Here is a 14,310-nt window from a genome sequence, read left to right on the forward strand (position 1 = left end):
GGTCTGCATATTGGTGATACCCGCCACTACACCCGTGTTGCTGCAACGGCTATCGCGCAAAATGGCAGTGAGCAATCAACCGGCTTCGAAGCACCAGGCGCACTAACCGGTTGGGAATTCAACAGCCAACTAGATGCCAAAGAACTTGGCCACACCGTAGCTAAACAAGCGATGGTGAAGCTGTTTGCCGAAAACTGCCCATCAGGTGAAATGCCGGTCATTATCGGTAATGGTTTTGGTGGTGTTATCTTCCATGAAGCTTGTGGTCACTTGCTTGAAACCACATCAGTTGCGAAAAAAGCCTCTGTATTCCACGACAAGATGGGTGAGATGATTGCCAACCCGGTGGTTAGTGCTGTCGATGACGGCACCATGACCAACGAATGGGGCTCCATCAATATTGATGACGAAGGGATGGAAACCCAACGTACCCAGCTGATCAAAGACGGTAAACTGACCAGCTTTATGGTCGATCATATGGGTTCATTGAAAACTGGCTTCGCCCCGACTGGCTCTGGCCGCCGTGAATCCTACAAGTATGCGCCGACCTCAAGAATGCGGAACACCTTTATCGAGCCGGGTGACAGCTCTTTGGATGAGATGATTGCCAGCGTCGAGAAAGGCATTTACGCCAAGAAAATGGGCGGTGGTTCAGTCCAGCCTGGCACGGGTGAATTCAACTTTGCTGTGCAGGAAGCTTATTTGGTTGAAAATGGCCAGATTACCAAGCCACTCAAATCAGCAACCTTGATCAGTACAGGTCCGAAAGTACTTAAAGAGATCTCCATGATCGGGCGTGATTTCGCCTTGGCCGCAGGAATGTGTGGCTCTGTAAGCGGCTCGGTGCCTACCACCGTTGGCCAGCCAGCACTGAAAGTGGACAACATTCTTGTAGGGGGTAACTAATGGCCGATCAACAACAACTTCAAAGCGCGATTGATCAAGTCCTTGAGCGTGCTAAGGCTGCAGGTGCCGAGGCGGATGTTATTGCTAGCAGTAGCAATAACTTTTCTCTTAAAGCCAATGCCGGCGAGCTTGATGAGTACAAGGTGACGTCGGGTCAAGTCATCGGCGTACGCATTGTCAAAGACGAGCATATAGCTACCAGCTATTCTGAATCACTAGAGCCTGCCAGCTTGGATATGATGGTTGAACATGCCCTTGCCAATGCCACCTACACCAAAAAAGACCCTCACCAGACCATTGCCTGTGCAAACAGCCAACTTGTTACTGATTATCCAGAGGTCTACCAAACAGACAACGCAACCGTAGATGACAAAATATCCCTTGCCCTTGCCTTGGAAAAAGGGGTGGTAGAGAAACCCAACGCGACGTCTGCGCCATATAATGGGTTCGGTGAATCTGACAGCCAGGTTATCCTTGCCAATACCTTAGGCACCCGTTGCTACCACAAAGAACGTTCGACTTATTGTTATGCCTACACCTTGTTTGAAAAAGACGGCAAGCAAGCTATGCACGGTGGCATGTCTACCGGTCGCCGTTTTGATGAACTAGAACCTGAGTACTGCATCAACCATGGCTATGACATGGCAAAAGCGCTGCTGGATGGCGAGCCAGTCAACACGGGTAACTACAGCGTAGTCTTTGACCTTAATTGCTTGAGCAGCCTATTTGGCGCGTTTGGCATGTGCTTCTCGGGTCAATCGGCTATGAAGGGCATTAACCCTTGGCGTGACTCCCTGCATGCAACCGTTGCTAGCCCATTGCTGACCATTTCGGATGTAGCCTATATCGAAGGCGGCTCGGCAATTAAGGCTTTTGACAGTGAAGGTTTCGCGACTTGCGATACGATCTTGATTGGTGAAGGTCAGTTACAGAGCTTGTTGCATAACAGCCATACCGCGAGTTTCTTCGGTATCGACAACACGGCTAACGGCTCTCGCTCAGCGAAAGGCGGCCTAGGCGTGTCTGCTCGCCATACCGTTATCGCAACAGGCCAAAGTAGCGAAGCTGAACTGACAGGAGGCGAATACCTAGAGTTGATCGAGCTTCAAGGCGTTCACTCTGGTGCCGATGCGGTAAGCGGCGACTTCTCATTTGGCGCCAGTGGCTTCTTGTGTCGTGATGGTAAACGTATTCAGCCTGTACGCGGTATTACAGTGGCAGGTAACTTCTACCAGATGATCAAAGAAATTGATGCGGTTGGTGATACGTTAACTCACGATCACGGCAAAAACTTCTTTGCCCCGCTTATTCGCTTTAGCTCACTCAGTATTGCTGGTAAATAAGCTGCGAGTTGTTATCGAAAAGTAATTTTGGCTGCCAGTAGATTTATATCCTGCTGGCAGCCTTAATGACAGTATTGTAATTACCCCCTCATCCTTTCTTTGTCTACACTCCCCGCTTTTTCTAATGCTTAGCCACAAAATATAACCCAAGCCAGCGATGTGACTTTAGTCACACTTTTATTTGTCTTTACTTTCCTCTGACTTTAGCTACTAAAAAACAAGCAGTTGCTGATTTTCCCATAACAATTGCTTTCACAAATTCTGTTTTAATAGCCCCCATACTGTAAAGCATAAATAAAACTGTTCGAAACATAAAAACAACGTACAAAAAGGCATTAAATTATGACAAAAAAGCTAAAAGATGAAGTTACTGACACATTTTTTATCTATTTTATTGTTAAATACAATGACTTTATGTAATGCTAATTCAGTGTTTATAGCAGTAGTAAATATCAACCAATTGTGGAGAATAACAATGAAACGTTCTATGACTCTAGTCGCTGGCCTAATTCTAAGTGCAACTCTTATGGGCTGTTCAAGCAGTGAAGAAGCAGAGCAACTAAGCCAACTGACAAATAAAGTTGATGCACTTTCTGATCAAGTAGCAGGCCTACAAAGCCAGCAAGATCAAATGGCAGGTGCGGTAAACGATACCCGCGCTGCATCTGATGCTGCTTACCAAGAAGCAATGCGTGCGAATCAGCGTATCGATAACATCGCTAGCTCTTACACCAAGTAATACAAAAAGTGGCGCAATCTCATTGCGCCACTTTTCTCTAAAGCGATAAGCTTATCTAACCGTCAGCCGATGGCTCTATCGGGGTCGACCAGGCCGTAGGTATTGATGCTCGCCTCTCCCAGTTCAGGTTCTAGGTAATTGCGAACAACATCGATAGATTCAGCTTCCCACATGCACTGACACAATTTGTGGCGTTCAACAACCATGGTCGTATGAAGCCGCATGCCTGAAGGCGGATGGGTCAGCACTCCACTTGCCCTTTGCCAAAACAATTCGGGATCCATAATCTCATGCTGGATGACAATAAACATTCCCTACTCCTTGTTTTAACAATGCCCATATTTCAATTATAGGTGGATTATGGCGTTTTCGATGTATTAACTATGAGGAGAATCAATCAGTTGTAATAGCAAGTTCAGGCTGCATGGATATAATCTTCTCAAGCAATGCCGGGCTCAACCTCGCACGCTTTTGCTGCTTGAAGTTGAACATGACCACCTTCGCAGTGCCTGTGGTTGTCACAGCCCCTTGCTGTTTGCTGACAATTTTATATTCCATGACAAAGCTATCTTCAGCGAGCCCGGATACCCGGCTTCCGACCAATAGATTATCAGGGTATGTCACAGGCCTGCGGTATCGGCTTGAGGTTTCACTGAGTACAGGACCCGTCTGCGTCACTTGCATCTCCTCCATCAGGCCAATATCTGCAAAATAATCTAGCCTGGCTGTTTCAAAATAGCGGAAATACACCACATTATTAACATGGTTTAATGCATCCATTTCCCCCCATGCAACAGGGATTTCAGTAATGACGGGAAAGCCTTCAAGTAAGTCAGACATGTGCAGTTCCTTGCATCAGAAAATGATAAGTTAAAACCTAAACGACAACCTCTTGCTGTAAACACCTAATTTAAACATGTGTTCGACTATTAACCTATACAGCGGGTAACATGTTTGCAACAACTCTTTCTATTTCTTGTCGGTTAGATCCTTTTTCCCTGTTCCACCAAAGGATGATGCACATCTTTTCTACAGTTATGAAAGCAGCGTGTAAAAAATCAACGTAAAAACGGCAAAGGCCTTAATTTATAAGGGATAGAGGCCAGTTTTACGTTATCCTAGGCCACCTTTTTTCAACCTGACGACAAACCGTACGTTTTTCGGCAGGTAACCGTCGGCGCACGCGCCAGTTACATGTATCAACAATTATGCTTTACGATAACAACATTCCAGTCCGTTACCCCAAAGGGGCCTTTGCAATGGGGACGGTATACAGCTTTACCGGTGCTTCCATTCTCGCATCTATCATTTTTTCGTTGCTGCTTTTTCTTTCCATCGACGAAGATCCTATCATGCAGATCTTGTTTGGTGGCCTGGCCGTCATCTTCGAGCTAGGGAAGTTTTTTGCTTGGTATGAATTCGGGGAACGCCGGGCGAGACGCAACTATGCTGGTGCCGCTTCAGCTTTTGCCTTTTATGCTGTGCTTGCGGCCATTTCAATCGGCGGCTCAGTCGGCGGCATCAATAGTGCAACTAACCAAGCCCAGAGCCATGTCAATGTGCAGCAGAGTAAGGTCAACAACTACGACATGCAAATTGCTGCGATTGAAAGGCAAATTGAGCTGAACAATTCTGCCGCTGAGAAATACATTGAGATGGAGCGTATCGCAACAGGCGTAGCTCGTATCCAGCGTGAAAATGATGAATTGCGCGAACAGCAGTTAAAACTCGCCGCTGAGCGTGATAGCTTGCCAGTTGTAAACCAAGGTTCGGTTATCGGCCTTATCGATAGCTTGGCCCAATCATTGAAGATCCAGACAGAGACGGCCCAGCTCAGCTTGGTGATTTTCCTCTCTGTGTTACTCGATTTCTTTGCGGCATTTTTCGTTGGCCTAATTGGTGAAGAGCTTCGCTTCAGAAACCAGTTCCGACGCGTTGGCCCTATCACCATTGATACCTATGCCGAAAACGAAGTCAAAGAACCAGAGTTACTTACAAACCAGCAGCATGATACAAACGCTGAAAATACTGAGACCGTCGAAAAAGAGCCTGTCGTACCTAAAGAGCCAGAGAAGCCGAAGTCACTCTACGAACAAGCTATCGATGCCTTGAGTACTAATCAGGTCAACTGCACTAAACGCGCCGTGACCAAATACCTCAAAACCAGCAGTGATGAAGTCGACGACATCTTCAGCCGCTTCATGGAAGAAGGCATCGTCAGTAAGAAACCGAACAACCATTACCAATGGCACGGCGTGCCTGACACTGCTGAGGCCGTAAGTTAACCTGAAAATACAAGTTTGTGTTATTGAATTTGTGCCAATAGAAAAAGCCCGACGTTATAGCTATAACGTCGGGCTTTTTTATGCTTGCTAGCGCGAGGGAATAGTTTCCCTACAAGCCTTTTTTGTATTGGGCCATTGTCGTCGGAGCAAGCTTGGCATGAATTTCAGCCGGTGCTACATCACCTTTTAGCTGCTCCCGGAAAGCGTCAAGCAATTGAGGTTTCTCCAACGCAATCTGGGTATGGGTTTTGATATCACGCAAATCCACCATATAGCCGTTAAACAGGCCGGAGTGATCATTGAGCACATCCACGTTGAGGTAATTCTCTTGGCTATATAAGGCGTTGTGTGCACCGCGCTGTTTATCCACCACATAAGATGCATGCTTGAGACTCAGGATCGACGCCGACTTATCACATTTACGTAGGCACTTGTCATCAAAACGTTTTTTCTTGCACCCTACCGTCTGGTGGAACAAGCATTGGCGACTGGTTAGCAAAGTGATCGGGTGGTAGATACTGTAATACAGCTCGAAATTGTCAGGCTTAACCAGTGGCTTGATTTGCTTCTTGTTGATCTCATTGGAGACAAACGCCCCAACACAGTTAAACTCTTCTTTCAAACAAGCCAAGCTGTATGAATTGATAATGTTCATCTGCGGCCCAGCGACCCAATCGATACCCAACTGGTAAGCAGCGTAACCCACCCCACTGTTATTGGTCACAATGCGGCTTGGTTTCACCTGCTCTAGGAAGGTCACAGCCGCCTCATAGTTCTCCCCGATTAAAATAGCCGGGAACCAAGGTAGCAATTGTGCATTTTCCTTGAATAAGGCTACCAACTTCGGCAAGTCACTCGCCAACGCTTCAGGCAACTGGTAGTAAACGGTAGTATCAGGCTCAGACAACAAAGATAAATCACTTTGCGATGAAATCAGTGTATACAGATGAGGGTTTTGGCCAACATCAGTATTGGTAGCTTTACGAGGCTTTGCCAGATCTACCGGTGCTATAAGCGGTTTGTTACCATTGAGAACAACGGCTACCTGCTCTTTGATTGCCGTTTGTTCTTTGTACGGAATATACAAGCCGCTTCCTAGCGCACTCAGATCAACCCCATTGACCTGATAATCCGCATTGGCAAAACTGTTGACCCACTTGGTGACCCCTTCCTCATCGAGGGTAAACTTCCCTGCGGCCACCAAGCTTGATGCTGACTTCAGTTCAACCAAACCTTGAGTTGTTCTTAATTCGACGCTCAGTGGCTGACCTTCAACCGCACTCACCTTCACATCAAGTGGTAGTTTCTCAACACATAGGTTCTCGGTAACCCGTTCTACTTCCTGAATAATGTCAGTTTTAGTGTCATAGAGCTTTTTCTTGACCGCTTTAACATCATCTATGCTGGTGCAGCTGTAAATATTCGAGAAGTGGGTTGCGGCATGATCCCTAGGGTTATCAATAAACATGTTTTTATTGATATCGCCTTTCAAGAATGCATTGGAGAAATCTCGGTTAAACACCGTATAAAGCCGGCTGGTATCCGTCAGCATTTCTCCGTTGCTGCAGTAGCTGTCAATTTGCTTGCGCCAAGTATCCACAACCGTATAGACATAATGGGATTTCTTGATCCGCCCTTCAACTTTCAAGGAATACACACCAGCGTCAGCCAGAGCCGCCATATCAGAATAAGCCGAGTTATCTTTCAGGTTCAGTGGGTAATCCCTACCTACCTCGGTTGTTTGGTACTGTTCACGGCAAGGCTGGCTACATCGGCCACGGTTGCCTGAACTGCCATTTCTCACCGAACTGATATAACACAGGCCAGAGAAGCCAATACAGTATGAACCATGGACAAAGACTTCCATCAGGACGTCGTGCTGATGACCAAACTGTGCCAGATGTTTGATCTCATCGATATTCAGTTCACGTGACAGGTTCACTCGTGAAGCCGTCAACTGCTTGAGAAAAAGAATCTGGCCTTCATTGTGGGTATTGAGCTGCGTCGAAGCATGCACATCCAACGTAGGGAAGTGTGTTTTCAAAATAGAAAACAGGCCGATGTCCTGAACAATGACCCCATCAATATCAGTGTTAACCAGTTTATTGAGCAAACGAACCAGCGCAGGTACTTCGCTTTCAAGGATGATGACATTGAGCGTCAGGAAGATTTTACATTGGTGTTGATGGGCCAACCGGACCACACCACTGAGGTTTTCAAAGGTAAGGTTTGTCGCCCGGTTACGCGCATTAAAGTTATCCAGCCCGCAATACACCGCATCAGCGCCAGCAATAATTGCTGCTTTTATTGATTCTAAATCGCCGCCCGGTGCTAACAGCTCAAATTGGTCACTCATTTCGACATTACCCTTTTGCCAATACCCAATGCAAAAGGGCGGTATTCTACGTGGTACGAGCTGTAAATTCCATTAATACAATTAAGGTTATTTATCGACGTAAACTGTCACCGTCATGATCAAAGCATTGTTGCTTGAGCCATTGGCCAAGTGTTTTGATTTCAAATTGCTTGGCTCGCGATTGTTTATAAACAAAATACAGATTATCGCCAGTTGGCAGCTCATGCATCGGTATACGGACGAGGTTCTGTTGGTGGTCATGGTCATTGAGGAAATAATCATTCAAAAACGCAATGCCCTGATGATACTTCACCGCTTCGGCGGCAAGCACCATATGGCTAAAATGACTGACCTTTGCATTATCAGGCAGCTCAAATCCCCCTCGCTGACACCATGTCTGCCAATCTTTCGCCTGATTGCCATCTTTAAAGATTGAGTGCACCGACAGCAACGGGTGCTCCCACAGGGCTTCTGGTAAAGGCTTGTCTTGGATCTGTTGCCAAAGCTTTTGGCTACAGAACGGGTACAGCAACTCCTTGTACAGAAAATCACTGACATAGTTTTTCTTAGGGGGGTGAGCCGTAATAAAACAATCCGCTACCTGATCAGTAAATTCAGGCTCATCGGCAAACATTGCCAGCGATAAATCAATTTCAGGGTGTTGCTGGCGTAAATTTTCCAGCCTTGGCACCAACCATTTCACCGCAAGCGAACTGTACATAGCAAGGCGTATCTTTCCGCTCTCCCCTTCGCGTATCTGCTGGCTGGCCTGCGCAATATTTTGCAATGAATGGGAGATCTCATCGTAATATTTCTCACCCATTGGGGTTAAAGACAAGCGCCTCCCCTGCCGAACAAATAAGGTTTCCCCCAAATATTCTTCCAGCAGTCGTACCTGATGGCTAATAGCGCTTTGTGTTACGTTCAGTGACCTTGCCGCATGCGAAAAGCTATTTAAACGGGCAACAGACTCGAAACACTGAACAGCACGTAGAGGTGGTAACTTCATTATTAGTTCAGCTCATACTAAGTGAATATTTATCATTATATATGAAGGTTATTTATAGATTAAGCTTACCGAATCACAACACACCACTCCTTTTTGTACAACCACTGAACACGTGTCAGTCAATGACAGGAGCTTAGTCATGCCTTCAATATCTGTTGGAATGGCAATGGGTTTACTCATTGTCGGCAACCTTATCGCGGTTTTTTCTGATGCCTTAATTAAAACCTTGGGCGAAGATACCGCTGTTTTTCAATTTGTCTTTTTCAGGCAATTAACAGCTGTATTGATATTATTGCCCTTTTGTTACGGCGTCAGTAAAAAGAGCTTTACCGACGGACTCAAATGGCATGCCCTGCGCGCCCACATCTGGTTGCTTGGGGCCATATTTATGGTGTTCGCTATTAATGCCATGCCACTGGCTACAGCCAATGCCATTTTCTATGCGGCTCCGCTAATGATGCTACCGCTCGCATTGGTATTTTTCAAAGAGCAACTTACTCGTTATTCCATCGCCGCAGGGGTACTTGGCTTTATTGGTGTGTTGGTGATCATTAGGCCGACAGAAATTAACTGGGCAGCTATCGCTGCATTGATTGTTGCACTGACGATTGCTAGCAATAACTTACTGATACGCAAATTACCCAAGCACCAGACGGTGGCACAGACTTTGTTGCTGACCAATATGGCAGGTATTCCTGCTTCACTGGGGTTGGCACTATGGGAAGGACGTAATTGGGATTGGACACCACTGATAACCGCAGCGGGTTCGAGCAGTTTCATCTTAATTTATGCCGCTATTTGTGTGATTGCCTACCGCTCTGCAGAGAGCAATAAGATTGCCAGTGCTGAATACAGTGGGCTGCTCGGCGCTGTTGGGGTTGGCTTGGTCTGGTTTGGAGAAACACCAGATATCGCCATGATACTTGGCACAGCCATGATTGTACTACCACTTGTATGGCTAGCCCGAATCGAAAAGAAAAAGACAGCAACAAATACGGAACTCTCGGAATAACCTATGTCAGCGTTTTTACTATCACAAATTTTAATGGGTATCGCAGTCTGCTTTGATCTTGTTTCATTCCAGTTCAAGGAAAAGAAAAACATCATCAAATGCTTTATCTGCGCGGTTATCCTGATAAGTATCCACTTTGCCCTATTGGAACAGTGGACAGGCGCGGGCTTGATGGCTCTCGCGGCACTACGTTACTTTACAAGCCTATATACCAGCTCCAAGAGGATGGCACTGCTATTTTGTATAAGCACTCTGGTCATCACCTTCTTTACCTATGCAGGGCTTGCGAGCATTATCAGCTGCGTAGCAGCATTAATCCAAACTGTCGCGACCTTTAGCAACAACGATAAACGGCTTCGCCAGCTAATGATTATGGGGACCAGCTTGTGGCTAACCCATAACATCATTATTGGTTCACCTACCGCCGTGCTTCTAGAGGCAGTATTCCTCTCCAGTAACTTCATTGGCTACTATCGCTACTACCTAAAGCCAGCGAAAACCGCCGAGCAAATGTAAAAAAGGGCCATTAGGCCCTTTTTAACGTTTTTCTCTGGTCGATGTCAGGCCGTCGCCTTGTCCGTTCTTTCCTTCACCTTTTCTAAGATGGCTGAGATCGGAACAATAGGCCCCATCATATTGACCCTCAGAGCGTCACTGCCCGATGCATAATGCAGCTCTGACGAGTCATGAGAGGAATAGTTATACTTGTAGTTAAACTTCCCCGTTGCGATGTGTAACAGATCGAATTCTTTTCGGTGGCAAGAGATATAAGCACGCCAGTACATCGCATCCACAATTTCTGACGGCCGATCTGCGCGAATAATAAATCGCCAGCTCCCATCCTCGCCGTAGAAATCCAAAGGGAAAGTATTTTTTGTTTTTCTTTTGCTAAACAAAGTCAATTAATCCACTTAACCAGCCTATCAATTGAATTATGCAAGGATTGCAGCAGAATGGAAGTGATTACCGATCAAAACCGGCAATTTTGACATAACTGTACAATTTTCGACGCATTTAATTTAACGGCACTCATCATTTAGCCCATTCCACCAGCGCCCATTCAATGCAGCAAATAAACACTTACTTTGCTAAATGATAAAAAACCCCAGCACCAAACCCTCACAAAAGGTACTCCTACCTTCGATTTGCTCAAGCCGCGTTATAGATGAAATATAAATACATTAACGCAAATCATTATTATTAATAATAACAAAACAGCTCCGACCAGAACCTATCAATATAACCGCAAGCTATTGATAAGTATATCAAATACAACAATATCAGTGACTTTACCTAGCTAACAAAACTGTCAACATAAAAATAATTAACCTTATTGATAAATATATCTAATGTTTACTTGGTCACTAAAAGCACATTATTCAGCGTACGCAAGGTTAAGAAGTGATAACATCCCCATTAATTTACATTTGGTTACATTTAGCTAGCTGTAACCTGCTTACCCAAGCCATAAACATAGAGATGTATTATGTGGAATAGACTCAATAAGTCGATGATGGTCTGCCAAATGATGTTTGGCCTATCTTTCTACGGTGTGATGGTTATCCTCACCCGCTTTTTCCTAGAAAACCTAAACTACAGTGAAGCCGACACCATGATGGTCGTGGGTGCTTTCTCATCAATAGGCCCGTTATTTGCCATTGCCGGCGGTTTTATTGCTGATAAATTTCTCGGGGCTTACCGTTCACTGACCATCAGTTACTTCGGCTTTGCCATTGGCTATGCCTTACTTGTGATGGGAGCATCAACACTGAATGTACCAATGAGTTTGATTGGTATTGCGCTTGCCAGTTATTCCCGCGGTCTAATGTCACCTTCTTACCCAAGCCTTTACAAGCGCACCTTCCAATCAGAAGAACACTTCGAGAATGCCTACCCAGTTAACTACTCGGTCAACAACGTCGGTGCCCTGCTAGGCCAATACTTCTTCCCGATGCTGGTGTTAATCCTTGGCTTCCATGGCAGTTTTGCCCTTTCAGCAGCAATGGCAGCGGTAGCATTCATTATACTTTTCGTTTCGCGCAAGCCCCTGCTATCCGTTGCTACTGACATGGACAACAAGCCTGCAGGAGCGAAGAACTGGTTGGCGTTTATTGCCATTTCGGCTTCAATGATTGGCCTCGTTTTCTTCATGTTCTCCAACATGGATATCGGTAAAAACATCGTATACGCGATTGGTGCTGCCGCTATCAGCTACTTTATTTGGTTGATGATAAAAGCTAACCGTTCTGACTCCCTGAAAATGGGGACTATCTTGATCATCACTGCATTGACCACCGCGTTCTTTGTTTACTACGGACAGATGATGACCTCAATGACAATGGTCACCATCAACACCATGCGCGGCGATCTGTTCGGGATTATCCCAATCGCTCCAGAAGCCTCGATGGCGATGAACCCACTATGGTGTATTGTCGGCGGTCCTTTGGTATCGTGGGGTTTCTCTTCACTTGAGAAGCGCAATATTAATTTCTCTACCGCAACGAAAGTGAGCTTCTCCTTCGTACTGACTGCTATTGCCTTTGGTATTCTGACCATGGCGATCTATAACATCGGCGAAAATGTCATTATCCGCCCAGAGGTATTCTTGGCTATCCACTTCTTCCAGGCACTGGCAGAAGTGATTGTTGGTAGCTTGGTGGTTGCTTTCATCCTTTCGGTTGCACCTAAACACATCGAGAACTTCTCGGTCAGCCTTTTCTCGGTGGCTATTGCCCTAAGTGGTATTGTCGGCGCGGTATTCTCAACTTCTATCGCACTGGAAAAAGGCCAGGAAATTACCCAAGAAATCGTACAAACCGTTTACGGTGACTACTTCAGCCTACTGACAATGCTTGCGGTTGTGATGGTTGCAGTTGCCCTGCTAGCCTCTCGCATGATCCGTGTCATGCTGAAAAAAGCAGAAGCCCAACAAGAGCAAGATGCGACGTTGGCTGAAGCCTAAAGATAGTTAAAACCAAATATCAGTATCGATTAAGGCTCCGGAAGGGGCCTTTTTTTATCTCCCAAATATCCTATTTTAGCAGCTAAGCGCCCTCCTAAACCTCACTGCCTTAACCTTAACCAATCCTTACATTCTGGCAAAAAGGCAATCCTTAAACTTGATTTGGTTTGATATCAAACATAATATCAATAACAACAAAACCTGCTCACAATAAAAAGCAACAAGCAACACTCTGTGTCAATACGGCAAGAATCAAGTGAGTAAAGGTAGACTTAACATTAATTACAACTTTATAGGTTTGATAATGAACAAAACAGTTATTGCATCAATCGTTGCTATTACTACGGCATTTGGCTCGCAGGCTGCCACTTTCAAAGGGCCCGATAGCGAGTTTATTCAATCCGCGCAATCCATCGGTATGACGGGGCACACTTGGGAGTCACCAGAATACATTGCTTCAGCTATGCCCCATGTCTATAAGTTCTCGCACAGCTACACCCTCCACAAGGGTGACTATGTCTCGGTGCTGGCGAGAGCCCAGCAGCAACTCGACCTTACCCAAGTGGTGGTTGAAGATTTCGATGGTGCAATATCAGCAAAAGACTTCCTTGCCAACCGGATGCAAAACCACAACGCCGTCATAATCCAAGATGGCAAAATCGTCCATGAACACTACGGCAATGGGCTTGATGAATTTTCGCCACACCTTGATATGTCGGTATCCAAATCATTTACTGCTATGGCTGCAGGTATTATGGCCGGTCAAGGCAAACTCGATATGAATGCCCCTGTCACCAATTACTTGCCAGAACTCAAAGGGACAGCCTTTGAAACCGCAACAGTCCAAGAAGTTGCTGATATGCGAACAGCAGTAAAACTGGCTGCAGGAACCAAAGAAAAATATTGGGATGTACGCCTGAGCAATGCTCAAGGATACTATGGTGACGAAGCATCAAAGCCCTACCCTAACGGTACACGTGACTTCTTCCAGTTAATTACTGAGCGCCAAGACTATGAGATGGGTGAAAAGTACGATTACCAAGATGTGAACTCAGAAATCCTCGGTGCGGTCGTCGACAAGGTCGCAGGAAAGCCTTTTCCAGAAGTGCTAGAACAGGAGTTACTGCAAAAAGTCGGGCTTGCTGCAGATGCCCACTTTATGTCAGACAAAAAAGGTCTTGGCATGGGATCAACAGGCATGAACATGGCGACCAAAGATCTTGCCCGTGTCGGGATGCTATTTCTCAATGAGGGTAAAAATGCCAAAGGCGAACAAGTGTTACCCAAGCAGTTTGTTGCCGAACTGTGGCAAGGTAACGACGACGTCCGCTCGGCATGGAAAATCAGCAAAGAGGTGGCCCTTGCGGACGGGTACTACAAAGATCAGTTCCGTGTCCTTGAGATTGGCGATAAACGTATCCTTGCCATGATTGGTGTGAACGGCCAGGTTTGTGCCATGCACAAAGAGACTAATTCAGTTATAGCCTTGAACGGTGGTTACCCAATGGCTGAAACGCCTCGATTTGCAGCGATGCAGTTCCATCAGTTCGTTCCGGCGATTTTGGAAGCTTTAGAGTAAGGAAAAAGGGAAATTTACGAAAGTAGTAGCCAGGTGTCTGGGTGCTATCTTCGTAAAGGTAACACAAAAAAATTTATATTATTAGACTTGTTAAAAAACTTTCTCTGCCTATAATGCTG

The 14,310-nt window shown here is 45.8% G+C and carries 13 protein-coding genes; 8 read left to right on the forward strand and 5 right to left on the reverse strand.

The genetic code is table 11. From position 1 onward, the window contains the following. From BIZ37_RS25790 to BIZ37_RS25800, 3 genes are all read left to right on the forward strand, one after another. The coding region (locus BIZ37_RS25790) for a TldD/PmbA family protein (protein WP_187463951.1) at positions 1-906 on the forward strand (906 nt) is incomplete at its 5' end. Then, positions 906-2,249 carry a TldD/PmbA family protein gene (locus BIZ37_RS25795; protein ID WP_187463952.1) on the forward strand — a complete coding sequence of 448 codons (1,344 nt, stop codon included), beginning with the start codon at positions 906-908 and terminating at the stop codon, positions 2,247-2,249. The genes BIZ37_RS25790 and BIZ37_RS25795, both read left to right, overlap by 1 nt. 475 nt (positions 2,250-2,724) lie before the next feature. Continuing rightward, on the forward strand, positions 2,725-2,988 hold the full coding sequence (locus BIZ37_RS25800) for an Lpp/OprI family alanine-zipper lipoprotein (protein ID WP_187463953.1): 264 nt from the start codon (positions 2,725-2,727) through the stop codon (positions 2,986-2,988). 62 nt (positions 2,989-3,050) lie between these two features. Here the strand turns inward: BIZ37_RS25800 and BIZ37_RS25805 are convergent, their stop codons facing one another. Both BIZ37_RS25805 and BIZ37_RS25810 read right to left on the reverse strand, forming a co-directional pair. Continuing rightward, positions 3,051-3,299 (reverse strand): hypothetical protein, encoded by a 249-nt coding sequence (locus BIZ37_RS25805; protein ID WP_187463954.1) that lies wholly within the window; start codon positions 3,297-3,299, stop codon positions 3,051-3,053. 82 nt (positions 3,300-3,381) lie between these two features. After that, positions 3,382-3,828, reverse strand: coding sequence for a thioesterase family protein (locus tag BIZ37_RS25810; protein WP_187463955.1), 447 nt, complete (start codon positions 3,826-3,828; stop codon positions 3,382-3,384). 368 nt (positions 3,829-4,196) lie between these two features. On the opposite strand from BIZ37_RS25810, the gene BIZ37_RS25815 reads away from it, so the two are divergent. Then, a complete protein-coding gene (locus BIZ37_RS25815) occupies positions 4,197-5,273 on the forward strand; it encodes a Preprotein translocase subunit SecY (protein ID WP_187463956.1) in 1,077 nt (358 codons plus the stop codon). 109 nt (positions 5,274-5,382) lie between these two features. Here the strand turns inward: BIZ37_RS25815 and BIZ37_RS25820 are convergent, their stop codons facing one another. Both BIZ37_RS25820 and BIZ37_RS25825 read right to left on the reverse strand, forming a co-directional pair. Further along, positions 5,383-7,629, reverse strand: coding sequence for a peptidase U32 family protein (locus tag BIZ37_RS25820; protein WP_187463957.1), 2,247 nt, complete (start codon positions 7,627-7,629; stop codon positions 5,383-5,385). A gap of 91 nt (positions 7,630-7,720) precedes the next feature. Continuing rightward, entirely contained in the window at positions 7,721-8,638 is a 918-nt protein-coding gene (locus tag BIZ37_RS25825; protein ID WP_187463958.1) for a LysR substrate-binding domain-containing protein, read from the reverse strand. A gap of 139 nt (positions 8,639-8,777) precedes the next feature. Between BIZ37_RS25825 and BIZ37_RS25830 the strand changes: the two genes are divergently transcribed. Both BIZ37_RS25830 and BIZ37_RS25835 read left to right on the forward strand, forming a co-directional pair. Further along, positions 8,778-9,650, forward strand: a complete 873-nt coding sequence (locus BIZ37_RS25830) for a DMT family transporter (protein WP_187463959.1) — start codon at positions 8,778-8,780, stop codon at positions 9,648-9,650. A gap of 3 nt (positions 9,651-9,653) precedes the next feature. Further along, positions 9,654-10,166 (forward strand): YgjV family protein, encoded by a 513-nt coding sequence (locus BIZ37_RS25835; RefSeq protein WP_187463960.1) that lies wholly within the window; start codon positions 9,654-9,656, stop codon positions 10,164-10,166. A 44-nt stretch (positions 10,167-10,210) separates the two neighbouring features. On the opposite strand, the gene BIZ37_RS25840 is transcribed toward BIZ37_RS25835, so the two are convergent. Next, positions 10,211-10,552: a hypothetical protein gene (locus BIZ37_RS25840; RefSeq protein ID WP_237156872.1), complete on the reverse strand. Its 342-nt coding sequence runs from the start codon at positions 10,550-10,552 to the stop codon at positions 10,211-10,213. 584 nt (positions 10,553-11,136) lie between these two features. Between BIZ37_RS25840 and BIZ37_RS25845 the strand changes: the two genes are divergently transcribed. Then, positions 11,137-12,612 carry a peptide MFS transporter gene (locus tag BIZ37_RS25845; protein WP_187463961.1) on the forward strand — a complete coding sequence of 492 codons (1,476 nt, stop codon included), beginning with the start codon at positions 11,137-11,139 and terminating at the stop codon, positions 12,610-12,612. A gap of 304 nt (positions 12,613-12,916) precedes the next feature. Beyond that, on the forward strand, positions 12,917-14,191 hold the full coding sequence (locus BIZ37_RS25850; RefSeq protein WP_222939830.1) for a serine hydrolase: 1,275 nt from the start codon (positions 12,917-12,919) through the stop codon (positions 14,189-14,191). Positions 14,192-14,310: the final 119 nt, after the last annotated feature.

The sequence above is a fragment of the Photobacterium sp. BZF1 genome, assembly GCF_014349205.1.
GTDB lineage: Bacteria > Pseudomonadota > Gammaproteobacteria > Enterobacterales > Vibrionaceae > Photobacterium.